Source organism: Klebsiella sp. PK18, from assembly GCF_057784655.1.
This window is the reverse complement of sequence record NZ_CM173493.1, coordinates 3,139,690-3,165,447: the sequence shown is the minus strand read 5'-3', so window position 1 is coordinate 3,165,447 and position 25,758 is coordinate 3,139,690. Positions and strand designations below refer to the sequence as shown.

Genomic DNA, 25,758 nt, shown 5'->3' with positions numbered 1-25,758 from the left:
CGCTGGCCCTTTCTCTTTTATTCAATCGGTTTATTCCGCCGGCTTGCTGTTCAGCAAATGGCCCATTTTGGCGGCTTTAGTATCCAGGTAGTGAGCATTTTTCGGGTTACGCCCGACGATCAACGGTACCCGCTCCACAATGTTGATCCCGGCTTCGGTAAGAATTTCCACTTTTTTCGGGTTATTGGTTAATAACCGAACCTGCTCAACGTTGAGCAGTTTGAACATATCGGCGCACAGGGTGAAGTCGCGCTCATCGGCGGCGAAGCCCAGCTGATGGTTCGCCTCAACGGTGTCGTAGCCCTGATCCTGCAGCGCGTAGGCGCGGATTTTATTCAATAAACCAATGTTGCGTCCTTCCTGGCGGTGATAGAGCAGGATCCCCCGACCTTCTTCGGCGATATGCGACAGGGCCGCTTCCAGCTGAAAGCCGCAATCACAGCGCAGGCTAAACAGGGCATCGCCCGTCAAACACTCTGAATGGACGCGGGCCAGGACCGGCGACTGCCCCGAGATATCGCCATACACCAGCGCGACATGATCTTGTCCGGTTGCCAGTTCTTCAAAACCCACCATCAGGAAATCGCCCCATGGGGTTGGCAGTTTGGCTTCTGCCACACGTTTAAGCTGCATGTGATTCTCCAGATTCTGTCAGCACCTGAATGTGCTTTCTGTTTGCCGCTATTTTGCCACAAGGCCGGGACGTTCTCCTAATCGCGAACGGTTAGCCGCGTGGAAAGCGCACAAACGAACTACTTTCCGCTATGATGTTCATCTACAAGGAGAAGGAGAGAAAATGCTGTTGATTGCCCGACGAACCGCTCTCGCGGCGGCGCTGCTGCTTGTTATGCCTGTTACGGTCTGGCTGTCTGGTTGGCTGTGGCAGCCAGGACTGCCGGTTGCTATGTTGAAAACCCTCTGGTGGGTGACGGAAACGGTGACGCAGCCGTGGGGAATTATCACGCATGTTGCACTGTGCGGCTGGTTTCTCTGGTGTCTTCGCTACCGGCTGCGCGCGGCACTGATCCTGTTCCTGATTCTTGCCGCCGCCATCCTGGTGGGACAGGGGGTTAAATCCTGGGTCAAAGCGCGGGTTCAGGAGCCGAGACCCTTTGTCATCTGGCTGGAAAACTCAAGACAGGTGCCGGTGACGCAATTCTATGCGTTGAAGCGTAAAGAACGCGCTAAACTGGTGCATGCCCAGCTGGCGCAGGCGCAGGACATTCCGCCGTTTTTACGCAAGCACTGGCAGAAAGAGACAGGCTTTGCTTTCCCGTCGGGTCACACGATGTTCGCCGCCAGCTGGGCGCTGCTGGCCGCCGGGCTGCTGTGGCCGCGTCGGCGTTGGGGCACGGTCGCCGTGCTGCTGGTATGGGCGACGGCGGTGATGGGCAGTCGCCTGGCGCTGGGCATGCACTGGCCGCTGGATCTCATTGTCGCCACGCTGATCTCCTGGCTGTTGGTCACGGTGGCCTGCTGGTTGACGCAGCGCCTGTGCGGGCCGCTCTCGCCGCCGGGAGAAGAGGCGCAGGATATTAAAAAACGGATGCCCGAAGCAGAATAATGTTGATTTTAGCGGCATCCGACCGCATATCCTGTACAGTTGCCATGCTTTTTCATTCCACCGCTGCGGCGAAAATGATACTTTATAGGGCTGAAAGCGGGCTTTTTTTCGCGCAACCCACATAACGGGAAGTCATGTGAAATATTTACTCATTTTCTTACTGGTGCTAGCAATCTTCGTCATTTCAGTGACGCTGGGGGCGCAGAATGACCAACAGGTCACGTTCAACTATTTACTCGCGCAGGGTGAATTCCGCATTTCGACACTGCTGGCGGTGCTGTTCGCCGCAGGCTTTGCCATTGGCTGGCTGATCTGCGGCTTGTTCTGGCTGCGGGTGCGTGTCTCGCTGGCGCGCGCGGAGCGAAAAATTAAGCGCCTTGAGCACCAGATTGCCCCCGTCAGCCCGGTCGCTGTCGACGCAGGCGTGCCTGCCGTGAAGGAATAACCTCTTATGCTGGAGTTGTTGTTTCTGCTTTTACCCGTTGCCGCCGCCTACGGCTGGTACATGGGGCGCAGAAGTGCACAACAGTCCAAACAGGACGATGCCAACCGCCTGTCACGGGATTACGTGGCGGGGGTTAACTTCCTGCTCAGCAACCAGCAGGATAAAGCCGTCGATCTGTTCCTTGATATGTTGAAAGAGGATACCGGCACCGTTGAGGCCCACCTGACGCTCGGTAACCTGTTCCGCTCGCGCGGCGAGGTTGACCGCGCGATCCGTATTCATCAGAGCCTGATGGAAAGCGCATCGTTAACCTACGATCAGCGCCTGCTGGCCGTCCAGCAGCTGGGGCGCGACTATATGGCCGCCGGGTTGTACGATCGTGCGGAAGATATGTTCAAACAGCTGGTGGATGAGACCGATTTCCGCCTGAGCGCTCTGCAGCAGCTGCTGCAGATCTACCAGGCGACCAGCGACTGGCAGTCAGCGATCGAAGTCGCTGAACGGCTGGTGAAGCTGGGTAAAGAGAAACATCGTGGCGAAATCGCCAACTTTTGGTGTGAGCTGGCCCTGCAGCAGATGGCGGCCAACGATCTGGATAAAGCGATGGCGCTGCTGAAGAAAGGCGCCGCAGCAGACCGCAACAGCGCCCGGGTCTCAATAATGATGGGCCGGGTGTGGATGGAAAAGGGTGATTACGCCAAAGCGGTAGAGAGCCTTGAGCGGGTTATCGATCAGGATAAAGAGCTGGTCGGTGAGACGCTGGAGATGCTGCAGACCTGCTACCAGCAACTGGGTAAAGCCGAAGAGTGGGAGGTTTTCCTGCGCCGTTGTGTGGATGAGAACACCGGGGCCACCGCTGAACTGATGCTGGCGCAGATCCTCGAGCAACGGGAAGGGGTCGAAGCCGCGCAAAACTACGTTACCCGGCAGCTGGAACGTCACCCGACCATGCGCGTCTTCCATAAGCTGATGGACTACCATCTCAACGAAGCGGAAGAAGGGCGCGCGAAAGAAAGCCTCGGGGTGCTAAGAAACATGGTCGGCGAGCAGGTGCGCAGCAAACCGCGCTATCGCTGCCAGAAATGCGGCTTTACTGCTCATACGCTCTACTGGCACTGCCCATCCTGCCGCTCGTGGGCCACCATCAAACCCATTCGCGGTCTCGACGGCCAATAAAGTCAAAAAAAATCCCTCCATTAGTTACAACATACTCATCGTTTTTCTCCTCTCCAGACGCGGCCCCGGCAGCGCCATCGTCCGGCCAGCGCTACTACAGCAGTCTGTTATTTTGTTAGCATCACAGGTAGAATGCTGCCCGTTTACCTTTTTGCGCCGCCCTGGCGCCCATCAACACTAAGGTCTGGTCATGACGTCTACAGCTATCACATCTTCCCGCGCTGTCACATCCTCTCCCGTTGTGGTTGCGCTCGACTATGATAATCGCGATAAAGCGCTGGCATTTGTCGACCGCATCGACCCGCGAGACTGCCGCCTGAAGGTGGGCAAAGAGATGTTCACCCTGTTGGGCCCGCAGTTTGTTCGCGATCTGCACCAGCGCGGGTTTGAGGTGTTCCTTGACCTTAAGTTTCACGATATCCCCAATACCACGGCCCGCGCGGTGGCGGCGGCGGCCGAACTCGGCGTATGGATGGTGAATGTCCATGCCTCCGGCGGCGCGCGGATGATGACCGCCGCGCGTGAAGCGCTGCTGCCGTTTGGTAAAGAGGCTCCGCTGCTGATCGCCGTCACCGTACTCACCAGCATGGAGGCCAGCGACCTGCAGGATCTGGGCATTACCTTATCCCCGGCTGATTACGCGGCGAAGCTGGCAGCGCTGACCCAACGCTGTGGTCTTGACGGGGTCGTGTGCTCAGCTCAGGAGGCGGTGCGCTTCAAACAGGAGATGGGGCAGGCGTTTAAGCTGGTGACCCCGGGGATCCGTCCGCAGGGGAGCGAGGCCGGGGATCAGCGGCGGATTATGACTCCCGAGCAGGCCCAGGCGGCGGGGGTGGATTATATGGTTATTGGTCGCCCGGTCACTCAGTCGGCCGATCCTGCCGCAACGCTGCGGGCGATCAACGTCTCGTTGTCAAAGGAGGCATAATGAGCGATTCCAATAGCCGCCTGGTCTACTCTACGGAAACCGGGCGTATCGACGAAGCGAAACCGGCGCCGGTGCGGCCTAAAGGCGATGGTATTGTCCGTATTCAGCGCCAGACCAGCGGTCGCAAGGGCAAAGGCGTGTGCCTGATTAGCGGCATCGATGCTGACGATGCCGCGCTGAACGCCCTGGCTGCAGAGCTGAAAAAGAAATGTGGCTGCGGCGGCGCGGTGAAAGATGGCGTGATCGAGATCCAGGGTGACAAACGGGATTTGCTCAAATCGCTGCTCGAGGCGAAAGGAATGAAGGTTAAGTTAGCCGGTGGCTGAGTGCTATTTCGGCAATAATTAAAGTAATGCTGAAATAACAAGGCCGCGGTGAATGCCGCGGCCTTGAATGATTTAACGTGCGTAAGTCAATTCGTGTGAATTATTCTTTTATTTCGTCAGGTAATTATATTATTTGCCAACCTGGTGACCAATAATACCACCGACCGCCGCGCCACCCAGGGTTCCGAGTGCGCTACCGTCAGTTAACACCGCACCACCGATGGCGCCGGCGCCAGCACCGATAGCGGTGTTACGGTCGCGTTTAGACATGTTAGAACAAGCGCTCAGAGACATTGCTACAGTGACAGCCAGAACGACGGCAGCCATTTTTTTGCTCGTTGAAGTCATCATTTTTTTCTCCTGAATAATCTATTCATGGATACTACGCTCCTTTAAGCATAGCCTGAAATAGCAGCTTTAGGGCAATTCCATGAAGTTAGGGTGCGCAGGTGTCACGAAAATCACGCAGGTGATAGTCACTTCCTGTTATATCGCTAATAATAATTTTACTTTTTTTTAAATGTATCGTCAGGTAAAAAATCTTAATTAGCGGCTCGGAATACTCTCAGAGCGTAATATCGCCCCGAATGGCGCATTGGCATGGCTCGGGGCGGGTAAAGATCAGACGTATGGCACGATATCGACGGTCAGGCCGCTGTGCAGTAACTGGTCGCGGCAGGCGGCCGGCAGGCGATCGTCGGTAATAACGCGGTTAAAGCGCCCGGCGGGACCGAGGGGATAGGGATGAACCGCGCTGAATTTCGAGCTGTCGCTGAGAATAATCGCTTCACAGTGCTTTTCCAGCACGGCGTTAACCACATCCGCACGCATCATATCGCGACCGGTAAAGCCGGTTTCTGCCTGCCAGCCATCGATCCCGATGAAGGCTTTGCTGAAATGCACCTGCTGGATGAACTGGCGGGTCAGCGGGCCCACCATGCTTTCACTGCGTTTCTGGTAAATCCCGCCCAGCAGGATCACCTCTCCCGGCGTCTCTTTCAGCAGATGGGCGATATAGCTGCTGACGGTTATGATGGTGATATCGCCGCGTTCGGCGAGGGTGCGCGCCAGCAGGGCGTTGCTGCTGCCGTTTTCGATGAATACCGTTTCGCCGGCGCTCACCAGCGCCGCCGCCCGGCTGGCCAGTTCACGTTTAATGGCGAAATGGGTCATCATGCGGGTTTCAACATCTTCACTGTCCAGTGGGACTGCATAGCCATGGGTGCGGCGCAAATAGCTCTGCTTTTCCAGCAGATTCAGATCCTGGCGAATGGTGACCTCTGAGACACCGGTCATCTTCGCCAGATCGGCGACGCTCATCCGGCCTTTATCAATGACCACTTGCAAAATACTTTGTTGTCGGGCGTTCATAGCAACATCACTGTTAGGGGGCTATATGGCGAGCAACCGGTATGAGTCACCGGTTGCGGCATGGGCGATAATCAGATTTCCCAGGGAGCCTTGGGCTGGTTTTTTTGCTCAGCGTCGTCCGCCGCCAGTGCCAGCAGCTCCGCTTTGAGGATTTCCAGATTATGGATCGCAGAGTGGTAATCACCGGCAACCAGAATATCCAGCACGGTATCGATACGTTGGGCGAGCAGGTGGGCATTCACATCTGACATGGCATTATCCTGGTAACAAAAACGAATGAAATCAATGATGCTAAAAATGGATGAAAAAGAGAAGCGAAAAAAACGCACAACCTTAATCGGTGCGACGGAAATAGCAGGATGGAGAGGAAAGAAGCAGCGGTTCCCGGAGGAACCGCTGTGAAGAGGCGTCAGACTGCCGGACGCGCAATAATGCTGCGGGTTTCCATGCGGACTTCGGCGATGGTGACATCGATAACGTCAGTCACTTTGTAGACCACCTCGCCCTTGATCTGCACGGTGCCGTTCTCCTGGCTGCACACCAGTTCGTCGCGAACGGCGTGGAGGAAGGGGGCCGGAATAAAGGCGACCGCGCCATTGTCCACCAGGCGCACGCGCATCCCGCCGCGGCTGATGTCGATGATCTCCGCCGCAAAACGAGTATCGGTCCCGGCTTTATCGTTGAGGAAACGGGCATACAGCCAGTCGGCGACGTCGCGCTCTGCCATCCGGTTAAGACGACGGCGCTCCGCCATCTGTACGGTGGCATCATCCTGCGGGCGCGCAATGGTCTCGCCTTTGATGATGGCCTTCAGCAGACGGTGGTTGATCATGTCGCCATATTTACGGATCGGCGAGGTCCAGGTGGCATAGGCCTCAAGGCCGAGGCCAAAGTGCGGGCCCGGCTCGGTGCTGATTTCCGCAAACGACTGGAAGCGGCGGATGCGGCTGTCGAGGAATCCGGTCGGCTGGGCGTCCAGTTCCCGGCGCAGCTTGCAGAACCCTTCCAGCGTCAGCACCTCCGTCGGGTCGACGTGCACGTCGTGGGTTTTCAGCAGCGCCGCCAGCTGTTCGGTATTCGCCGGGTCGAAGCCGGTATGGACGTTATAAACACCGAAGCCGAGCTTGTCGCGCAGAACGCGGGCGGCACAGATGTTGGCGGCGATCATCGACTCTTCGACAATACGGTTGGCAATGCGACGTGGTTCCGCGACGATATCCAGCACTTCGCCTTTTTCGCCAAGAACGAAACGGTAGTCCGGACGGTCTTTGAACACCAGCGCATGGGTCTGACGCCATTCGCTACGACGCTGGCACACGTCCTTCAACAGTGTAATTTGCTGCGCGATCGCGTCGCTGCCCGGCTGCCAGCTGCCGCGGCCTTCCAGCCAGTCAGAGACATCGTCATAGGCCAGCTTGGCTTTCGACTCGATGGTGGCGGCAAAGAACTCGATGTTGTCTTCGATGGTGCCATCGGCCGCCAGAGTCATCTGGCAGGCCAGCACCGGGCGCACTTCGTTAGCGCGCAGGGAGCACAGGTCGTCTGACAGCTCGCGGGGCAGCATCGGAATATTGAAGCCCGGCAGATAGTTGGTAAAGGCGCGCACTTTTGCGGCCTTATCCAGCTTGCTACCTTCGGCAATCCAGGCGGTCGGGTCAGCAATGGCGACCGTCAGCAGCAGTTTGCCATCAGCAGTGGATTCGGCATACAGCGCATCGTCCATATCTTCGGTGCTGGCGCTGTCGATAGTGACGAAGTCGAGAGCGGTTAAATCGCGGCGCGTCAGCCCTTCATCGAGCATTTCCGTGGCCACGCCGTCCGGCGCTTCTTTTTCGAGATTATGGCGCGCCAGGGTTACCCACCAGGGGACGAAGTGATCGTCGCTGAAGGTGATGAACTGGGTCAGCTCCGCGTAAAACCCGCGGTCGCCTTTTAACGGATGACGGCGCATCTCGGCGACGGCCCAGTCACCCTGTTTGAAATCATGCTCAACGCCACGGGCGGCGCGGCAGGGAATGGCATCTTTCAGCAGCGGATGGTCAGGAACGATAGCGAGGCGATCGTCTTTCTTCTGGACTTTACCGACGAAACGGGTCAGGAACGGCTCAACCAGGGTTTCTGGTTCGGCGCTTTCGCGATCTTTTTCAGAATGGATCACCGCGACGATACGGTCGCCATGCATCACTTTTTTCATCTGCGGCGGCGGAATGAAGTAGCTCTTCTGAGCGTCCACTTCGAGGAAGCCAAAGCCCTTTTCCGTGCCCTTAACGACCCCTTCCGCGCGCGGCGTCTGGGAATGCAGTTGCTGTTTAAGCTGCGCTAGCAGCGGGTTATCCTGAAACATAATTAGGTATTTTCGTGGCTAAAAGAGCGGCTGACATTTTTACGCGAATATGCCTGCCGCAGCAAGCGCTGTTTCAGCAATTTACGTCTGCTGACGCACATTGCCGAGGGCGATTTTCAGACGATTCATCCATCCGCACAGCCCGCTCCAGGTCAACAGATCGATCGCTTGTTCCGCAGAGAGTCCATATTCCGCGAGGGGCGTTAACTGGGCGGCGCTAAACCGGTCCGGCGAGCGGGTTAACAGCTGCACCGCGGTCACGAGAGACCGGGACTGAGGATGCTGCTGGAGCCAGTGATGGAGGGCCTGGTCGCCCTCCCGCAGATGACTGGCGAACTCCTCTTCACCCTGCCAGTGGGGGAGCCAGGCGTCAAAACAGGTGGGGCTGCCATTGGTGCGCGCCGCGAGTAAGGCGACCTGCGGGCCAAAGGTATCATCCGTGCTGAGCTGGCGGATCAAGGTCTCCAGAGGCGTGAACAACGGTGGGTCGCAGGCCAGCAGTGGGGCCAGCTCACCCAGACCGGGCAGCGACTGCCAGCCGGCGATGCGCCGCTGGCGCTCATCATCGGCATACTGCAGATCGGGATCCTCAAGGTCGCTCTGCCACTCTCCTGGTGGCGCGGTGAACAGTTCGGCAGGGGCCTCCTCTTGCTGAGGCATGCCGGGGATCCAGCGCACCGGATAGCCCAGCGCCGCCTGCAGGACGGCAATCGCCCGGGCCTGGAAGCCCACGAAACCGATAATCTGGTTGATCAGGATAATATCCCGGCTGGTTAAACCCACTTCGTCCAGCTGGCTGCGCGAGAGGGCGTTAATGACGGAGGGCGAACTGGCGAGCTGACGAGCATACTGAGTGATCTGCGCCAGGCGACGGTTGCTCTCGCGCGAAGAGTCAGGGCCAGGGAGGGGAGCCAGGCGGGCGGCATAGTGGTTACACAACCGCTGGACACCATAAACCTGGGCGACAGTCAGCGCGGTGCTCAGGCGATCGTAGGCGGTAAAGGTCTGCAGGCGACTCACCGCCACCTGGTCGGGAAACAACCGCTCTGCCAGCTGGCGAGCGGGGTGCAGCCAGCCTGCGTGGATGTGTAGCCAGGCTTCCGGCAGCGTCAGGTCCAGCAAAAAGCGGTCTTCAACATGGGCGGCTTCAGGGACAAGCGGTAGAACATCCACCGGGCAGATTGTTGACTGGGTTTCGTGATACCAGTGGTTTTTGCCATTCACGCGGCGTGGCTCCATGGGCTTTCCTTGTTCGGTATGTGGCGAACCGCCGTTCCGCGGATCGTTTATGCAGAACTATCCTGGCGTAACCCGGAAGCAGGAGAAAATATTGATACGTGCTAACAAATAGCCGATTGGAATAACAGGGGGAGCGTAAGGGATGGGGGGAAGGAAGAACCCTCCTCACCGGGGTGAGGAGGGAAAGAACTTACTTCAGTTCCAGCTCGTTCATGGCGGCGATATTGAACCCGCCGTCAACGTGAACGACTTCACCGGAGATACCCGCGGACAGGTTAGAGCACAGGAAGGCTGCGCTGTTGCCCACATCTTCAATGGTGACGGTGCGACGGATCGGGGTGACCGCTTCGCAGTGCGCCAGCATTTTACGGAAATCTTTAATGCCAGAAGCAGCCAGCGTACGGATCGGACCGGCAGAGATGGCGTTGACGCGAACGCCTTCCGGACCCATGGCGTTAGCCATATAGCGGACGTTAGCTTCCAGAGAGGCTTTGGCCAGACCCATTACGTTGTAGTTCGGGATCGCGCGCTCTGCGCCCAGGTAGGAGAGCGTCAGCAGAGCAGAGCCCGGGTTCAGCATGCTGCGGCAGGCTTTGGCCATCGCCACGAAGCTGTAGGCGCTGATGTCGTGCGCGATTTTAAAGCCGTCGCGGGTGACAACGTCAACGTAGTCGCCGTCTAACTGGTCAGCCGGGGCAAAACCGATAGAGTGGACGAAACCATCGAATTTCGGCCAGACTTTTTCCAGCTCGGTGAACAGCGCGGTGATGCTCTCATCTTCAGCAACGTCGCACGGCAGCACAATGTCAGAACCCAGCGCGGCAGCAAATTCTTCTACGCGACCTTTCAGTTTTTCATTCTGATAGGTGAATGCCAGTTCCGCGCCTTCGCGGTGCATTGCTTGCGCAATACCGTAGGCGATGGACAGTTTGCTGGCGACGCCAGTGATCAAAATGCGCTTACCGGAAAGAAAACCCATAGCTTTAATCCTTATCGTTATTGCTTATTTTTACTTTAACAATCATAACGTTAACATTGTTATTTCAAAATAACTCAAATTTAGCCGGGAATTATATCCCACTGACGACCCCTTGTGTCACGATATTTTTCAGCCGCGCCCGCGGCGTGCGGAGCAAAAGCGTATCGCGATAGCTCCAGTATACTCTCTCTTCTGATGATTATTTGAGCGCGATCTCCGCCAGCAGCAGACACCCGTTGGCACTGAGGGGCTGCAGCTCGCCAGGGGATTCACCGCGCCAGCAGAGACCGCTGCCGGCCACGCTTCGCTGCCCGGCCAGATCCCACTCGCCCTGAAGAACATAAGCGACTCCCTCAGTGGCAGGGCGTTGCTGGTCGTTTATCACCTTTACTCTCGCCGAGGCACGTCCGCGCTGGGTCATGATATTGAAGTCCAGCCCTGGCTCAACGATCCCGACGCTGGACAGCGCCCATTCGCCGGGGAACGCCCACGGCTGCCAGAGCGTCAGCGGATGGTCGATGTCCCCGCCGCACAGTCGTAGTGGTTGTCCCGCCAGCAGGGTGATCACCCGGTCGACGCCGGGGAAGGGGGAAAAAGGACCATCCGCCTGCAAAGTGGCGATGCTGGCTCGCCAGAGAAAGGGGGCGTCTGTGGAAGGAACGGCGATAATTTCCCGGGTGGCACCGGCACCGTTCTTCCACGGCGTGATGGGTAAGGTGGCGATATCAAAAAAAAAGATCATGGTCTGCTCGGCGGAATTCAGAGGGTGGATGGTTTTTGTTACAAGCGTGTCGCAACATGCTTACAAATTATTTACAACAGGGCTCACAAATCCATCATCGAGCGCGTGTGTGGGTTTGTCAATGCTTGTATATACATGAGCAGTCATCTACGAATTATCTTATCGCAGTGACCAGAGCCATCATGACAAAACGCGATCGGGAGAATGAAAATGCAACAGCGTATTACTTTCCGCCAGGCCTGCCTGGTCACCCTGTTTTCGGGGCTACTGCTGTCTGGTGGCTCAACATACGCTAAAGAGTGGAAATCAATCACCATCGCTACGGAAGGCGGCTATGAACCCTGGAACCTGACGCTTCCCGGAGGGAAGTTGAGCGGCTTCGAACCTGAGCTCATGGCGAATTTATGCCAGCGGATGCAGATCGAATGCAAGCTGGTGGTACAGAACTGGGATGGCATGATTGCCGGACTTAACGCCGGAAAATATGACGTGATCATGGACGCTATTGTCGTCACCCCGGAGCGATCGAAGGTCGTGGCGTTTACCCAGGCCTACGCTGCCACGCCGGCCTCTTTCATTGCGGTAAAAGGGTCGCTGCTCCCTCCGTCTCCGACGGTCAAGCTTCATGATGATGAGAAAGAGATTCAGGCGGCGATTGCGCCTCTGCGCGCGGCGTTGAAAGGGAAAACTATCGGCATCGCTTCCGGCACCGTGTACACCCCGTTTATTGATAAGTATTTCAAGGATATCGCTGACATCAGGGAATATAACAACTCAGCGGATGCGATCCTCGACCTGCAGGCTGAGCGCATCGATGCGGTGTTTGATGATATTACCTTTGCCAACACCACCCTGTCGCGACCGGATAATAACAATCTGGCATTGAGCGGTCCGCTGATGAGCGGGCCGATCTGGGGAGGCGGTGAGGCGATGGGCGTGCGCCTCACCGATCCCGATCTCAAAGCGAAACTGGATAGCGCCATTCAGGCGGCGCTGGCCGATGGGACGGTAAAAAAACTGAGCGAGAAATGGTTTAAAAGCGACGTTACCCCCTGAGTGAGGCTCTCATGTTGAATCTTCTGAGTTTTGGTGAAAACGGGTGGGGGACGCTGATCCTCAGTGCCACGCTGACCACGTTGCTGCTGTCGCTCGCCGCGCTGGCCGTCGGTGCCGGGGTAGGCGGCGTCATTGCCGCCGCAAAGCTGTCCCGGCATGCGCCAGCGCGCTGGTTTGGCGCCGCCTGGTCGGTAGTATTCCGCGGTATCCCTGAGTTACTGGTGATCTACCTGTTCTATTTTGGCGGCTCAGGGATGATTTCATGGGTGGGGCGACTGTTTGGCGCTGACGGTTTTATTGAGGTTCCGCCCTTTCTGATTGGCGCCCTGGCGATTGGTTTGATCTCCTCCTCGTATCAGGCGGAAGTCTACCGTGCTGCTCGCCTGGCGCTGATGCCCGGTGAAGTGGAGGCGGCTACCGCTATCGGCATGCCGCGCTGGCGGATCCTGCAGCGCATTCTGTTGCCGCAGATTATCCGTTATTCGCTGCCTGGGTTATCCAACGTGTGGCAAATGAGCCTCAAAGATTCGGCGCTGGTATCGGTGACCGGCATCGTTGAGCTGATGCGCGCCAGCCAGATTGCCGCTGGCTCGACCCGCGATTATTTCCTGTTCTATCTGATCGGCGGCGGCTGTTATCTGATCCTGACGCTGCTCTCTAACCGCGCATTTACCCGGGCGGAGAGCCATCTCAACCGCGCCTGGCTGCGTCGCAGCGCCGCGCAGGCGTAAGGAGCCCGTATGTTTATCGATTTTGCCTTCCTCGGTGAGACGTTGTTAAAGCTCGGCGCGGCGCTGCCGGTGACGCTGGGGCTCTTTATTTGCTCTTTTATCCTCGGCGGCGCACTGGCCCTCGGCGTTCTGGCGCTGCGAATGAGCCACTGGCCGCTGGCTAGCGGTTTCGCCAAAGGCTATATCCTGATCTTTCGTGGTTCACCACTGCTGATCCAGCTGTTTCTCATTTATTACGGGCTGGGTCAGTTTGGGGTGATCCGTCACAGTTTTCTGTGGCCGCTGCTGCGCGAACCCTTTATCTGCGCCGTTCTGGCGCTGGCGCTCTGTACAGCGGCCTACACCGCGGAAATTCTTCGCGGCGGGTTGCTGGCGATACCGCCGGGTCAGATTGAAGCCGGTCAGGCTTGCGGCATGTCGCGCTGGCTGTTGTTGCGGCGGATCATTGCCCCGGTGATGCTACGTTATGCACTGCCAGCCTACTCCACGGAGGCCATTCTGCTGGTCAAGTCGACGGCGCTGGCAAGCCTGGTGACCGTCTGGGACGTCACCGGGGTGGCGCAACAGATTATTCAGCGTACCTACCGGACGATGGAGGTATTCCTCTGCGCGGCGGCCATCTATTTGCTGCTTAATTTCATCATTGTGCAGCTGTACGCCCTGCTAGAACGGCGATTAACGCCGCATACCCGGCAAAACCCGGCGACCGTGTCGCTCAAGCCGATAACCAAAGGAGAGTAAGATGCTCGATTCACGTCCGGTGACCTTATCGGTCAGCGATATTCATAAGTCCTTTGGCTCCCTGGATGTCCTGAAGGGGATCACCATCCAGGCCCGGCAGGGCGATGTCATTTCGATCCTCGGCGCCAGCGGCTCCGGTAAAAGTACGCTGCTGCGCTGCATTAATCTGCTGGAAACGCCCGATGCCGGGGTGGTCAGCGTCGGTGGCGAGACGATTGAAATGAAGCACCACGCCCGCGGGCATCGGCTGGCGGCGAATCCCCGGCAGATAGAGCGCCTGCGTTCGCGGCTGGGGATGGTCTTTCAAAGTTTTAACCTGTGGTCGCATATGACGGTCCTGCAGAATGTCATTGAGGGGCCGCATTATGTGCTCAAACGGGATAAACGGACCTGCATTGAACAGGCGGAGCAGCTGCTGGAGCGGGTGGGGATGTTGAACCGAAAGGATTTCTATCCGGCACAGCTCTCCGGCGGCCAACAGCAGCGCGTGGCAATAGCCCGCGCGCTGGCGATGGAGCCAGACGTCATGCTCTTTGATGAACCCACCTCAGCGCTGGATCCCGAACTGGTCGGCGAGGTGTTAAAGGTCATGCGCAGCCTGGCGGAAGAGGGGCGGACGATGCTGGTGGTCACCCACGAGCTGGGATTCGCCCGCCATGTCTCCAACCGGGTGGTATTTATGCACCAGGGGACGATTGACTGCGACGGTGCGCCTGAGGCGCTATTTGGCACTCAGGGTTCCGCGCGCTTTAAGCAATTTATCTCCAGCCATCAACAGCCAGGACAGGTCGTATGAATATGATCCAGTGGGGCGATGCACCGATACGCTGGCAGGAGGTGGCTTGTGTCGCCCGGGGCGAGGCGATCTTGAGCCTCAGCAAAAGCGCCTGGGCGCGTATTGAGCAGGGGCGGGCGATTGTCCAGCATATCGTTAGCGCCGGTCAGGTGGCCTATGGGATCAACACCGGGCTGGGGGCGCTGTGCAACATTACGCTGCCGGAAGCGCAGTTACACCAGCTGTCGCGCAATACGCTGCTCAGTCATGCCTGCGGGGTGGGGCCGCTGCTGGAGGTCGCCCCAACCCGGGCCATTATGTGCGCCGCGGTGGCCAATTTCAGCCACGGTAAATCCGGTATTTCCGCCGGGATAGTGCAGCAACTGCTGATGTTTTTGCAGCATGGCGTCACCCCCCAGGTGCCCTCTCAGGGGTCGGTTGGCTATTTAACGCATATGGCGCACATTGGCCTGGCCCTGATGGGAGTCGGCGATGTGCTATGGCAAGGGCGAACGTGGTCTGCGGCAGAGGTCCTGTCGCAGCTGAATCTGCAGCCCATCGCGCCGGGAGCGAAAGAGGGGCTCAGTCTGGTCAACGGTACGCCGTGCATGACCGGCCTGGCCTGCCTGGCCTTAGACGACGCCGAGCGCTTAATGAACTGGGCCGATGTGACCGGGGCGATGAGCTTTGAAGCGCTGCGCGGCCAGCTTGTGGCGTTTGATGCCGAGATCCTGGCGCTGAAAGCCAGTCCCGGGATCCAGACCAGCGGCCAGCGGCTGCGTGAGCTGCTGGCGGGCAGCCGTCTGCTGGCCGAAAGCGAAGGTCTTCGCACCCAGGATGCGCTGAGTCTCCGCTCGATGCCTCAGGTGCATGGCGCCTGCCGCGATCAGTTTAGCCATGCGCAGACGCAGATAAATATCGAACTTAACGCCTGTACCGATAATCCCCTAATCCTGGGCACCCTTGAGCAGTGGCGGGTGGTGTCCCAGGCGCATCCCCATGGTGAATCGGTGGCAATGGCCTGCGATTTGCTGGCTATTGCCATGGCTGAGCTGGGCGCTATCGCCGAACGACGTCTTGACCGGCTGGTGAATCCTCTGGTGAGCGGCTTGCCAGCGTTTCTGGTCGCCCGACCCGGGGTGAATTCAGGCATGATGATTGCCCAGTACGTCGCCGCGTCGCTGTGCGCGGAAAATAAGCAGCTGGCGCAGCCGGCGGTGCTGGATAATTTTGTTACCTCCGCTTTGCAGGAGGATCATTTAAGCCTGGGTACCAGTGCTGCGCTGAAATTGCAGCGCCTGCTCGGCAACCTCTATCAGATCCTGGGTATCGAATATTTACTCGCGGCCCAGGGGCTCGATTTTCACGAGCCGCAGACGCTGGCGGCGGGTACACGTCGGGCGCGCGATCTGCTGCGCCAAAGCGTGCCTGGCTGGGAGGAGGATCGCTGGCTGGCGCCGGACATCGCCAGCGCAGTGGCTATCCTCAAGCGGACGGCTGGCCACGCGCCGGTGTGAGGTCACCGGGCGAGGTGAATGAGATGGGGCTATTTCCCGTCTTTGCGCCAGGCGTCGGCGGTGAGAGCTTCACCGAAGTGGCCGGCGATCAGGCGTCGGGTCAGGTCGTGCAGCGGTGAGGCCAGCACATCGGCAGTGCTGCCGCGCTCGACCACTTCGCCGTTATGCATCACCAGCACTTGATCGCTGATGTGCTTCATCATTCCCAGGTGCTGAGTGACATAGATATAGGAGATGCCCTGTTTCTCCTGCAGCTCCAGCATCAGATTGATGAGCTGGGAGCGCATCGACATATCCAGCGAGGCCAACGCCTCATCGCAGACGATGACCTTCGGGCGCAGGATCAGCGCCCTGGCGAGGCCGAGACGCTGCTTCTGACCGGGCGCCAACATATGGGGGTAATAGCTGACGTGGTCCGGCAGCAGACCGACCATGCGCAGCGTGTCGATAATCTGCTTTTGCCGCGCCTCGGCGTCGAGGTCGGTATTCAGCCGCAGCGGAAAATCGAGGATCTGCGAGATGCGCTGGCGCGGGTTCAGTGAGGTCGACGGATCCTGAAAGATCATACGAATCTTCTGGCTGCGGTAGGAGTAGTCCCCGAAAGTCAGCGGATGGTCGTCGATCAACAGCTCGCCGCTGGTGGGTTCCACCATGCCCGCCAGCATCTTGGCGAGGGTGGATTTCCCGGAGCCGTTCTCGCCGATAATCGCCAGCGTCTGCCGTTCACGCAGGGTAAAACTCAGCGGCTTGACGGCCTCCACCGTCTGGCGGTGAAACCAGCCGGTGCGGTAGCGAAAGGTCTTACTGAGTTGGCGAACTTCCAGCAATGTTTCGACCATTTCACTCTTTCTCCATGTTCAGCGGGAAATGACAGGCGTACAGATGGTTGCGCGCCCCGGTAAGACGCGGCGTTTCGATACACTCGCGCTGGGCGTAAGGGCAGCGCGGCCCCAGACGGCAGCCGATGGGCAGCTGCTCCAGCAGAGGGATCGCCCCTGGCAGGGTGTTGAGGCGGCTTTTATGCGGCATGGCGCTGCCAAAATCCGGGATCGCGCGGATTAACGCCTGGGTATAGGGGTGATGCGGCAGGGTGACCAGCTCTTCGCTGGGCCCGCTCTCCACCGTCTGCCCGCAGTACATGACGTTGATTTTATCCGCCCATTTGCTGAGCATCTGCAGATCGTGGCTGATCAGCAAAATGGTGGTGTTGTTGTTCTGATTGAGCCGCGTCAGCAGGCGGATAATCTGCGCCTGAGTCGTTGGCTCCATGGCGTTGGTCGGTTCATCGGCGATCAGTAGGCGCGGCTGGTTGGCCAGGGCGATGGCAATCATCACCTTCTGGCACTCGCCTTCGGTCAACTGATAGGGGAAGCTGCGCATGGCATCTTTGTGATCTTTAATGCCGACGCGGTGCAACAGCTCGATGGCCCGGCGCTTACGCCAGCCCAGCCGTTGCCACCAGCGGCCCTTATAGGTCCAGCCGGGGATACTCTGAATCAGCTGCTGGCCGATGCGCTCAGAGGGATCAAGACAGGACTGCGGCTCCTGAAAAATCATCGACACGTTATGGCCGATCAGTTTCCGCCGCTCGCGGTTCGACAGTCGCAGCAGGTCGATGTCATCGAAACGCATGCGGTCGGCGGTGACTCGCCAGTTGTCTTTGGTCACCCCGCAGATAGCTTTGGCAATAAGGCTTTTCCCGGAGCCGGATTCGCCCACCAGGCCGCGGATCTCGCCTTCAGTCAGGGTCAGACTGACGCGATCGACGGCTTTCACCCAACCTTCGTTGGTTCTAAATTCGATAGTTAAGTGACGAATATCGAGTAACGGCATTATTGTACCCCGGCAATGATCGCCCGGCGAATACCGTCGCCCAGCAGGTTGACCAGCAGTACGCTGAGCATAATCGCGGCCCCGGGCAGCATCACAGTCCACGGTGCGACATAGATAAGCTCCAGCGCATCGCCCAGCATGGCTCCCCATTCCGGCGAAGGCAGCTGGGCGCCGAGATCAAGAAAGCCCAGCGCGGCAATATCCAGAATAGCCATCGACAGGGCGCGGGTGATCTCGGTCACCAGGCCAGAGGCAATATTGGGCAGAATGGCGAACAGCAGAATGTTCAGCGTCGAGGCTCCGTCGAGGCGGGCGGCGATAATGTACTCTTTCTCCAGCTCGTCGTGGACCAGGCTGTAGACGGAACGCACCATGCGCGGGAGCAGCGCCAGCCAGACGGCGAACATCGCATGGCTGAGGTGCGGCCCGGCAAAGGCGACGACGATAATCGCCAGCAGCAGCGAGGGAATAGAGAGCAGGGTATCGAGAATATGGTTCATCACTGCCGAGCGCAGGCCGTGAGTCGACCCGGCAATCACGCCCAGCACCAGGCCAAACAGCGTGGCGCCGAGGGTGACGACAAAAGCCCCACCGACGGTTGGCGCCGCGCCGCTCAGCAGCCGACTCAGCACATCGCGGCCCAGGTCATCGGTCCCCAGGAAGAAGGAGACTTCGCCATAGCGCGACCACGACGGCGGCAGCAACTGATAGCCAAGGAACTGCTGATCGATGCCATAGGGGGCGAACCAGCCGCCGAAGACGCAGAGCAGGAGCAGGCCCGCGCAGCCGTACAGGCCGATCATCGCCGTGGTGTCACCATAGAATTTACGCCATACGGTGCGCAGCGCGCCGGGCGGACGCTTTTCCAGATAAACGCTATCGTAGGGCATACCATTCCTTATGTTTCAGCGGGTTAGCCATGGCACCGAGGATATCGGAAATCACGTTGACGATAATGACCAGTGCGCCAATCACCATGACGCCGGCGGAAATCGCCGCATAGTCCTGCTGGCGGATCGCGTTGATCAGCCAGCGTCCCAGTCCGGGCCAGCTGAACACCATCTCGGTGATCATCGCCAGGGTGAGCATGGTGGAAAACTGCAGGCCGAGGCGCGGGATCACCGGCGGCAGGGCGTTGTGCAGTACATGGCGCAGTAAAATTTTGCGTCGCGACACGCCGCGGGTGGCAGCCGCTTTGACATAGTTGGTGTCATACACCTCGCTGGTGCTGATGCGCATCAGGCGGATCACCTCGGTGGTGGGCGCCACCGCCAGGGTCAGCACCGGCAGCACCATATGCCGTGCGGCGCTGACGATCATCTCATGGCGCCATGGCGAGTCCGAGATCCAGGCGTCAATCAGCGCAAAACCGGTGACGGTTTTCACCTCATACAGCAGATCGAAGCGGCCAGAGACCGGAAACCAGCCAAGAGTCAGCGAGAAGAAGAGGGTCAGGAGCAGCGCCAGCCAGAACACCGGGATCGAGAAACCGACCAGCGCGACGGCGCTGATCAGGGTATCAGGCCATTTGTTGCGCATTACGCCGGCGATCATGCCCACCGGAATGCCAATCAGCAGGGCAAAGCCGAAGGCGAGGATGCACAGCTCCATGGTCGCCGGGAACACCTCGCGCAGCTGCTCAGAAATCAACTGGCCGTTAATGCTGGAGACGCCAAAATCCCAGTGCAGCACCCCTTGAAACCAGAACAGCCACGCATTCCACAGGGAGGCGCCCTGTAGCGGCGCATGAGGGGTGAAATAACTCAGGCTGAAGCCGATAAAGGTCAGAAAAAAGAGGGTGACCAGCAGCAACAGCAGACGACGCAGGGTAAAAATAATCATGGTTTTTTCACCTCTTCGGTTTTCTCCCGCGATACGCCAGCGAACGAAGCGTTACCGAAGGGGCTCAGCACGAGGCCTTTCATATCATAGCGATAGGCCTGCAAACGCAGCGAGGAGGCCAGCGGCAGGACCGGCAGTTCGCGGGCGAGGATCCGCTGTGCCTCTTTGTAAGCGTCCATCCGCGAGGAGAGCTGTTGCGAAAGCAGCGCTTTTTGCAGCACGTCATCAAATTCCCGGTTACACCAGTGGGCAAAGTTGGTTTGTGAGGCGATCGCCGCGCAGCTCAGCAGCGGCCGGAAAAAACTGTCCGGATCGTTACTGTCCGTCGCCCAGCCGGAGAGCGTCAGGTCATGGTTCATGTCCATCAGCCGCGCCTCCTGGAAGCGCCCCTCCACCGGCATGATGATCACCTTGACGCCAATCTGCGCCATATCCGCCTGGATCAGCTCCGCCGTTTTCAGCGGGCTGGGGTTCCATGCCTGAGAGCTGGTGGGCACCCACAGCTTGAGGGTCAGATTTTCCAGCCCCAGGGCCTTCAGGCGGGCGCGGGCTTCCTGGGGATTGTACTCAGTAATTTTAGCGTCGTTATCGTAGGCCCACGAGGCGCGCGGTAGCATGGATGCCGCCGTCTCCGCGGTGCCGTAGTAGATGGACTGCATCAGGCGCTGGTTGTTAATAGCCAGCGCCAGCGCATGCCGCACCTCAGGGTTGTCCAGCGGCGGCTTGGCGGTGTTGAAGGCCAGCCAGGCAATGTTCATTCCCGGGCGCAGCGTCAGGCGCAGGCGCGGATCGTCGCGCAGGATCGTCAGCTGGCTGGCGGCGGGCCAGGCCAGCACGTCGCATTCCCCGGTGAGCAGTTTCGACAGTCGGCCGGTACCACCGGAGCCGAGGTCCACCACCACCTGCGGCATCAACGGTTTGCCGCGCCAGTAGTCGGGGTGACGCTGCAGGCGGATATATTGCCCGGAGCGGTACTCGGACAACTGGAACGGACCGGTACCGACCGGCTGGCGATCCAGCTGCTCCTGGCGGTCGTCTTTTGTTAAGCGGGCGGCATATTCGGCAGAGGTAATTGACGCGTAGTGAGTGGCCAGATGCCAGAGGAACGAGGCGTCCGGCCGCTTGAGGCGAAACTCCACAGTCTGATTATCCAGCTTACGCACACTCTCCACGCTGTCAGCAAACTGCAGACTGTCGAAGTAGGGGAAGCTGCTGCCGTTGACGTTGTGCCACGGATGGTCGCGGTTAAAAATACGGCCAAAAGTAAAAATCACATCATCCGCGTTGAAGTCCCGCGTCGGGGTAAACCATGCCGTGCGTTGAAACGGGACGTGGCGGCGCAGGTGGAAGCGGTAGGTGGCGCCGTTATCAAGGACTTCCCAGCTCTCCGCCAGCTCGGGGACCAGCCGGTAGGTATAGGGATCGACGTCAAGCAGACGATCGTAGATCTGAGCGGCCAGCGTATCGACAATCAGGCCGCTGCTGACTTTCTGCGGATTAAAGGTATTCACCTGGCCGCTGACGCAATAGACGAAACCGCTGTCGCGGATATCGGCGCGGTCAGGGAGCACAGGGGCGGCAAAGGCCTGCCCACACAGCAGGGAAACGGCTGCCAGGAGAGATGACAATTTCAGGCGCATATTTTCTGTTTGATTATAGAGTTGAACTCTATCTTATTAAGATTTATAGACATTCACCACCGCCTTCAACAAGCCTGAGGGATAATGCGGTTACCGGGAGCGTATAGTATTCAGTCAATTGATTAAAATAGTAGCGGAACCGAGTCTGTATATTGAAACATGGTAACTTTTTATCGCCGATATCGCCAGTCAGGTCTGTTTGGCCGCGGTTTGCCAGACGATGAAACAGACGCTGACGCCGGGGAGATATATTCAGTATAGCGGGGAGAAAGCAGAGGGACTGACGGGCAGAGGGCGAGCCCGTCAGAAAATTAAACAGAGGGTTTCGCTCGCTTATCGTGACAACGTCACTTTTTGGTAATCCATATTCCGCAGGTCCTCCAGCAGCCCGGGGCCAACCGGCTGCCACTGCAATCGCTCACGGGTCCATGCTGAGCTGGCGCGCAGGTCAAGGGCGGTAAATGGCGCAAACCAGCCGAACCAGGCATCGACCTGCGACTCATCCAGGTGGGTCAGCGGCAGGTTTAATCCCTGAGCAATTACCGTAGCAATCTCGCGTAACGCGATCCCCTCTTCGGCCACCGCATGGTAGCGCTCGCCGGCCGCGCCCTGCAGCAGGGCGCTAACGTACAGACGTGCGACGTCATCGACGTGGGCGGCGGACCAGCGGTTGCTTCCTTCGCCGCGCAGGGCCACCGTCCCGTTGGCGACCGCGCGTTCGATATAGCTGGTCAGTAGCCCCTGGCGCACGGTGTCATGCACCTGCGGCAGGCGAACCACCCGAACATCCACTCCCGCCTCCAGCAGTTGCTGACCGGCGAGCTCAGAGGCGGTGCGCGGGCTGGGGTGCCCTGAGTTGAAGAACGACTCCCGGGCCGGGACGCCGCCCCCGTCGTCGCCCATCAATGTGCCGGAGGTGATGACCAGCGGCCGCGCGCTGCCTTGCAACGCCCGACCCATGGTCAGGATCGCCTGGCGGTCTTTCTCGCAGTTGGCGGCAAAGCGGCTGAAGTCGTGGTCGAAGGCGGTATGGATCACCGCGTCAGCGCCCTCGACGCCAGCCAGTAGCGAGTCCGGGGCGTCCAGCGTGCCGCGGTGCACCTCGACGCCTGCCGCTTCCAGGGTCTGCGCTGCGGTGTCGCTGCGCGCGAGGCCGATAACCTGATGGCCCGACGCCTGCAGGGCCGGAAGAATACGTGAGCCGATAAATCCGCTCGCGCCGGTAAGAAATATACGCATCATGGATCTCCTGAACGGGTTTCAGGCGTATCCTACCTGCGATGTCATACTATAAAAGTAGAGACATTATCGGGGTATAAATTCTAACAGGCAGAACCCACAGGCAGATGATGAACACTTCTGACAACCATGCTTTAGGCGATTTTCTCCGCGCCCGGCGCCAGCGCCTCGATCCGGCGACGTTTGGCTTCCCGGCGGGACGCCGGCGCACGCCGGGGCTGCGCCGCGAAGAGGTCGCGCAGCTCGCCAGTATCAGCCCGACCTGGTATACCTGGCTTGAACAGGGGCGCGGCGGGGCGCCCTCCCGCGAGGTGCTGGAGCGGATCGCCTGCGGTCTGCGGCTGACCACCCCGGAGCGCGAGCATCTGTTTATTCTCGCCTTTGGCCATCCGCCGCAGACGCGTCTGACGGTGACAGATGATATGACGCCGCGGCTGCAACGGGTGCTTGACGCTTTTACCATTCCGGCGATTATCCGCACCGCCAGCTGGGACGTCATCGCCTGGAACGCGGCGGCGGCCAGGGTGCTGACCGACTACAGCCAGCTACCGCTGGCGGAGCGCAACGTACTGCGTCGCCTGTTTACCCGACCTGAAGCCCGCTGCACGCTGGAGGACTGGCAGACGGTGGGGCAGCTTATCGTCAACGCTTTTCGCGCCGACGTCACCCGGATGGGGGCGACGACGGAAACTGACCAGTTGATCGCTGAGCTCACGCAGCAGAGCGTTGAGTTCGCCCGTTTCTGGCAAAGCCATGACGTCGCCGGCCACGGAGAAGGCTATAAGCGCATTCACCACCCGCAGATGGGCCCGCTCGATCTGGAGTTCACCTCTTTTGCCGTGGAAGGCCGCCCCGATCTGTCGCTGCTGGTCTTTAATCCGGCAACGACGGAAAGTCAGCGGAAAATTCACGGTTTGCTTGCGGGGGCGGGATCCTCGCCGGGAGCGCGCTGAGGCGTAAATTCGTACAGCGCCAAAGCGTTGCTTTCCAGCGAGTCGACCCGCAGCCAGTGTCCGTCAAGCCGGGCATCTTCCACACTGAGCGCCGGACGAGCCCGATGCATCAACCACTGGTAATCCTCAGCGTCGGGGCCGCTGCGGCTGCGAAAGGCGTCGACCAGCGGGAATAACGCGCCATGATGCTGATCGAACAGGTGCTGTTTGACGCGCCAGCCGCCCTCCAGGCCCTGCAGCCGCACGCTGTAGGGCTGGCTGAAACGCTGGATAAAGGCCGCTTCGCTGGAGAGCCAGGGATTGTAGACCACCGTATTGCGCAGCAGCAGCTGGTAGTGCCCCTGGTGGTGAAGCAACAGCAGGTTTTTATCCTGAAACAGGATCTCGCCGCGTAGCCGTCGCCAGAGCCACAGTACCCAGTAAACCGGGCGAGGCAGCCCGTGCAGATAGTGCAGCGCCAGGCTGGAGGTATCGAGCTTCCCGTTAGCGCGGGCTTCGCCCTGGAGGCCTGAATTTAACCAGAAGCCCGCCAGCCAGACCTGGTCCGCCACCCCCAGCAGATTATCCATCAACAGCGCGCCGCGAAAAAAGCGGCCGTTGGTATCCCGCGTATCGCCGGTCAGGGTATTCCAGGAGAGCAGCCACAGCGGCAGGTTAAGCTGTCGCTGGCGCAGGGCGCTGTGGATCTGCCGCAGCTTGTGCAGCGGATAATGTTCGCTGGAGGCCAGGCGGCTGCTGTCTGCCTGCGCCAGATCCAGTTGTTCGTTGGCATCTGCCTGGCAGGCGAGAAAATCCGCCTCCGCCAGCAGCGGTGAGTGAAACAACGGATCGTTACCGGGATCGCTGGGAGCAAAGCGGTGCCAGATCCCCAGCTGCGGCTGCGGCAGCAGGCGGTGAAGAACCTCGCGCTGCTGGCGCCAGGCCGCCTGGCGGGTCGCTTCGCTGGCCTGCGGCGACCAGTGCCAGACAAAGCGCCAGCTGTTGAGCGTGGCCGGCGGAAAATGGTTGGCGGCGAGCAGCAGAAACCGCTGCAGCAGGTCGCTGCGGGTGGTGACGCCGGTGTGGAGGATCACGTTCCAGCCCATCGCCGCCAGCCAGCTAAAAATCTGCTGCAGGTTATACCAGCAGGCGTAGCCGGCCATCTGCGGATCGTCCCAGCCGGTGCCGAACAGCCGGCTGCTGAGAAAGGGATCGTTGATATCGATGGCATACACCGGCAGGGCGCGGTGCAGCTGCTCAAGTTCCCGGCGCACATCCTCCCGTAGCAGGTCGTCCAGCTCGCGCACGGTCACCACCATCCGGGTATGGCGCAGCACAGCGGCGCGCGCCGGGCGATCGTGCAGGTTGATCTCCTGGGTCTGCGGCGGATTGATCGGCAGCGGGGGACTTTCCCGGTCGCGTGGTTCCGGTTCATTGAGGCGAGCATAGAGCCGGTCGACAGCGACCGGCTGCCAGCGGTCGGCCTGCGGCGGACGCGGTCGGGCAAGCTCCCGGGGATGCTGTTCACGATACTGGCGCGGCGTCACGCCGTGCTGGCGCTTAAACAGATCGCTCATCATACGGGTACTGGCGAACCCCTGTTCGCGGGCGATTTGCTGGGCGGGTTTGCGGGTGGTCAACAACTGATCGGCGGCGTGGCGCAGGCGCAGCGCGGTGAGGTACTGAACAAAACTCACCCCGACTTCTTTGTGAAATAAGCGTGACAGCCAGGCCTCGGAGACAAATTCCGCTGCCGCCACCTCCTGCAACGAGAGGCGGCGCTGATAGTTGGCGTCGATCCGCGCCACCACGCTGGCTATTCGCCGGCTCCAGTTCTCCGCTCCGCGGCGCGGCGTGGAGGCGATGGGCTGGCTGAAGCGCGTGGCCAGCAGGAGCGCTATCTCACTCAGCCAGCGGTTGGCCTCCAGTCGGAAATGGCCGGGATGCTTGACCAGGCCGCTCACCAGCAGCTGGCGCATCAGGCGGCGCAGGCCGTCCTCCGCATCCCGGGTGCGCGGCGTTATCTGATAGTCGACAGCAAAAAAAGCGCTGTCAAGGCGGGTCAGCCAGCTGGCGGAAAGGGTCAGGATCATCACTGCGTTGGTACCGGCGCTGCGCAGACTCCAGCGACGGTTGCGGTTAACGATCGCCAGCTCGTCGGCGGCGAGCGGCTGCGGCACACCTTCCGCCTCCGTCAGATTTACGCTCCCCTCCAGCACCCATAGCAGCGTCAGCAGATCGCCTTCTGTCTGGTTCAACTGACGTACATCGCGCACGGTGACGCTAAAGTCGCCTGAATGCTGCTCCACGTGACACTCCTCCGCAGACAAAAAACAAC

General features: G+C 59.4%; 26 protein-coding genes. 11 read left to right on the top strand and 15 right to left on the bottom strand.

The window, feature by feature from the left end; translation table 11 throughout:
* Nucleotides 1-30: 30 nt before the first annotated feature.
* Entirely contained in the window at nt 31-633 is a 603-nt protein-coding gene (gene ribA, locus AC3EMD_RS15540; RefSeq protein ID WP_008807788.1) for a GTP cyclohydrolase II, read from the bottom strand.
* Nucleotides 634-796: 163 nt separating this feature from the next.
* On the opposite strand from ribA, the gene pgpB reads away from it, so the two are divergent.
* From pgpB to yciH, 5 genes are all read left to right on the top strand, one after another.
* A complete protein-coding gene (gene pgpB / locus AC3EMD_RS15535) occupies nt 797-1,564 on the top strand; it encodes a phosphatidylglycerophosphatase B (RefSeq protein WP_008807789.1) in 768 nt (255 codons plus the stop codon).
* A gap of 136 nt (nt 1,565-1,700) precedes the next feature.
* Nucleotides 1,701-2,009, top strand: coding sequence for a LapA family protein (locus AC3EMD_RS15530; protein ID WP_012542047.1), 309 nt, complete (start codon nt 1,701-1,703; stop codon nt 2,007-2,009).
* Between the two features lie 6 nt (nt 2,010-2,015).
* The gene (lapB, locus tag AC3EMD_RS15525) at nt 2,016-3,185 is read left to right on the top strand and encodes a lipopolysaccharide assembly protein LapB (protein ID WP_008807790.1); all 1,170 of its coding nucleotides are present in this window, start codon (nt 2,016-2,018) and stop codon (nt 3,183-3,185) included.
* 190 nt (nt 3,186-3,375) lie between these two features.
* Nucleotides 3,376-4,113, top strand: a complete 738-nt coding sequence (gene pyrF, locus AC3EMD_RS15520; RefSeq protein WP_012542046.1) for an orotidine-5'-phosphate decarboxylase — start codon at nt 3,376-3,378, stop codon at nt 4,111-4,113.
* Complete coding sequence (gene yciH / locus AC3EMD_RS15515; RefSeq protein WP_008807792.1) at nt 4,113-4,439, top strand: stress response translation initiation inhibitor YciH; 327 nt, start codon at nt 4,113-4,115, stop codon at nt 4,437-4,439. The genes pyrF and yciH overlap by 1 nt, the downstream gene beginning before the upstream one ends.
* Before the next feature lie 129 nt (nt 4,440-4,568).
* Here the strand turns inward: yciH and osmB are convergent, their stop codons facing one another.
* The 7 genes from osmB to AC3EMD_RS15480 all read right to left on the bottom strand — a co-directional run bounded on the left by osmB (nt 4,569) and on the right by AC3EMD_RS15480 (nt 11,114).
* Nucleotides 4,569-4,787 carry an osmotically-inducible lipoprotein OsmB gene (osmB, locus tag AC3EMD_RS15510; RefSeq protein ID WP_002901783.1) on the bottom strand — a complete coding sequence of 73 codons (219 nt, stop codon included), beginning with the start codon at nt 4,785-4,787 and terminating at the stop codon, nt 4,569-4,571.
* Nucleotides 4,788-5,060: 273 nt separating this feature from the next.
* Nucleotides 5,061-5,810: a DNA-binding transcriptional regulator YciT gene (gene yciT, locus AC3EMD_RS15505; RefSeq protein WP_008807793.1), complete on the bottom strand. Its 750-nt coding sequence runs from the start codon at nt 5,808-5,810 to the stop codon at nt 5,061-5,063.
* Nucleotides 5,811-5,881: 71 nt separating this feature from the next.
* Nucleotides 5,882-6,061 (bottom strand): protein YciZ/DeoL, encoded by a 180-nt coding sequence (yciZ, locus tag AC3EMD_RS15500; RefSeq protein WP_012542045.1) that lies wholly within the window; start codon nt 6,059-6,061, stop codon nt 5,882-5,884.
* 158 nt (nt 6,062-6,219) lie between these two features.
* Nucleotides 6,220-8,154: an exoribonuclease II gene (locus tag AC3EMD_RS15495; RefSeq protein WP_008807795.1), complete on the bottom strand. Its 1,935-nt coding sequence runs from the start codon at nt 8,152-8,154 to the stop codon at nt 6,220-6,222.
* An 81-nt stretch (nt 8,155-8,235) separates the two neighbouring features.
* The gene (locus AC3EMD_RS15490; protein WP_012542042.1) at nt 8,236-9,393 is read right to left on the bottom strand and encodes a carboxymuconolactone decarboxylase family protein; all 1,158 of its coding nucleotides are present in this window, start codon (nt 9,391-9,393) and stop codon (nt 8,236-8,238) included.
* 190 nt (nt 9,394-9,583) lie between these two features.
* Nucleotides 9,584-10,372 (bottom strand): enoyl-ACP reductase FabI, encoded by a 789-nt coding sequence (gene fabI / locus AC3EMD_RS15485; RefSeq protein ID WP_008807797.1) that lies wholly within the window; start codon nt 10,370-10,372, stop codon nt 9,584-9,586.
* 199 nt (nt 10,373-10,571) lie between these two features.
* Complete coding sequence (locus tag AC3EMD_RS15480; RefSeq protein ID WP_016160775.1) at nt 10,572-11,114, bottom strand: HutD/Ves family protein; 543 nt, start codon at nt 11,112-11,114, stop codon at nt 10,572-10,574.
* A 210-nt stretch (nt 11,115-11,324) separates the two neighbouring features.
* On the opposite strand from AC3EMD_RS15480, the gene AC3EMD_RS15475 reads away from it, so the two are divergent.
* From AC3EMD_RS15475 to AC3EMD_RS15455, 5 genes are read left to right on the top strand one after another with little or no spacing between them, the layout of a single operon-like run.
* Nucleotides 11,325-12,170 carry a transporter substrate-binding domain-containing protein gene (locus tag AC3EMD_RS15475; RefSeq protein WP_302073582.1) on the top strand — a complete coding sequence of 282 codons (846 nt, stop codon included), beginning with the start codon at nt 11,325-11,327 and terminating at the stop codon, nt 12,168-12,170.
* Nucleotides 12,171-12,181: 11 nt separating this feature from the next.
* Nucleotides 12,182-12,901 (top strand): ABC transporter permease, encoded by a 720-nt coding sequence (locus tag AC3EMD_RS15470; RefSeq protein WP_008807800.1) that lies wholly within the window; start codon nt 12,182-12,184, stop codon nt 12,899-12,901.
* A gap of 9 nt (nt 12,902-12,910) precedes the next feature.
* Complete coding sequence (locus AC3EMD_RS15465; protein WP_008807801.1) at nt 12,911-13,642, top strand: ABC transporter permease; 732 nt, start codon at nt 12,911-12,913, stop codon at nt 13,640-13,642.
* Between the two features lies 1 nt (nt 13,643).
* A complete protein-coding gene (locus AC3EMD_RS15460; RefSeq protein WP_008807802.1) occupies nt 13,644-14,438 on the top strand; it encodes an ABC transporter ATP-binding protein in 795 nt (264 codons plus the stop codon).
* Complete coding sequence (locus tag AC3EMD_RS15455; RefSeq protein WP_016160776.1) at nt 14,435-15,934, top strand: HAL/PAL/TAL family ammonia-lyase; 1,500 nt, start codon at nt 14,435-14,437, stop codon at nt 15,932-15,934. The genes AC3EMD_RS15460 and AC3EMD_RS15455 overlap by 4 nt, the downstream gene beginning before the upstream one ends.
* 29 nt (nt 15,935-15,963) lie before the next feature.
* Here the strand turns inward: AC3EMD_RS15455 and sapF are convergent, their stop codons facing one another.
* From sapF to AC3EMD_RS15425, 6 genes are all read right to left on the bottom strand, one after another.
* Nucleotides 15,964-16,773: a putrescine export ABC transporter ATP-binding protein SapF gene (gene sapF / locus AC3EMD_RS15450; protein WP_004140269.1), complete on the bottom strand. Its 810-nt coding sequence runs from the start codon at nt 16,771-16,773 to the stop codon at nt 15,964-15,966.
* 1 nt (nt 16,774) lies between these two features.
* A complete protein-coding gene (gene sapD / locus AC3EMD_RS15445) occupies nt 16,775-17,767 on the bottom strand; it encodes a putrescine export ABC transporter ATP-binding protein SapD (protein WP_008807804.1) in 993 nt (330 codons plus the stop codon).
* Nucleotides 17,767-18,657, bottom strand: coding sequence for a putrescine export ABC transporter permease SapC (sapC, locus tag AC3EMD_RS15440; RefSeq protein WP_008807805.1), 891 nt, complete (start codon nt 18,655-18,657; stop codon nt 17,767-17,769). Before sapC ends, sapD begins: the two co-directional genes overlap by 1 nt.
* Nucleotides 18,644-19,609 (bottom strand): putrescine export ABC transporter permease SapB, encoded by a 966-nt coding sequence (gene sapB / locus AC3EMD_RS15435; RefSeq protein ID WP_008805241.1) that lies wholly within the window; start codon nt 19,607-19,609, stop codon nt 18,644-18,646. Before sapB ends, sapC begins: the two co-directional genes overlap by 14 nt.
* Nucleotides 19,606-21,249: an ABC transporter substrate-binding protein SapA gene (gene sapA, locus AC3EMD_RS15430; RefSeq protein ID WP_012542027.1), complete on the bottom strand. Its 1,644-nt coding sequence runs from the start codon at nt 21,247-21,249 to the stop codon at nt 19,606-19,608. The genes sapB and sapA overlap by 4 nt, the downstream gene beginning before the upstream one ends.
* A gap of 333 nt (nt 21,250-21,582) precedes the next feature.
* On the bottom strand, nt 21,583-22,491 hold the full coding sequence (locus AC3EMD_RS15425; protein ID WP_162823127.1) for an SDR family oxidoreductase: 909 nt from the start codon (nt 22,489-22,491) through the stop codon (nt 21,583-21,585).
* A 107-nt stretch (nt 22,492-22,598) separates the two neighbouring features.
* On the opposite strand from AC3EMD_RS15425, the gene AC3EMD_RS15420 reads away from it, so the two are divergent.
* Nucleotides 22,599-23,441, top strand: a complete 843-nt coding sequence (locus AC3EMD_RS15420) for a helix-turn-helix transcriptional regulator (protein WP_008805238.1) — start codon at nt 22,599-22,601, stop codon at nt 23,439-23,441.
* On the opposite strand, the gene AC3EMD_RS15415 is transcribed toward AC3EMD_RS15420, so the two are convergent.
* Entirely contained in the window at nt 23,396-25,729 is a 2,334-nt protein-coding gene (locus AC3EMD_RS15415; protein ID WP_039103159.1) for a helix-turn-helix domain-containing protein, read from the bottom strand. The genes AC3EMD_RS15420 and AC3EMD_RS15415 overlap by 46 nt on opposite strands.
* Between the last annotated feature and the right edge of the window lie 29 nt (nt 25,730-25,758).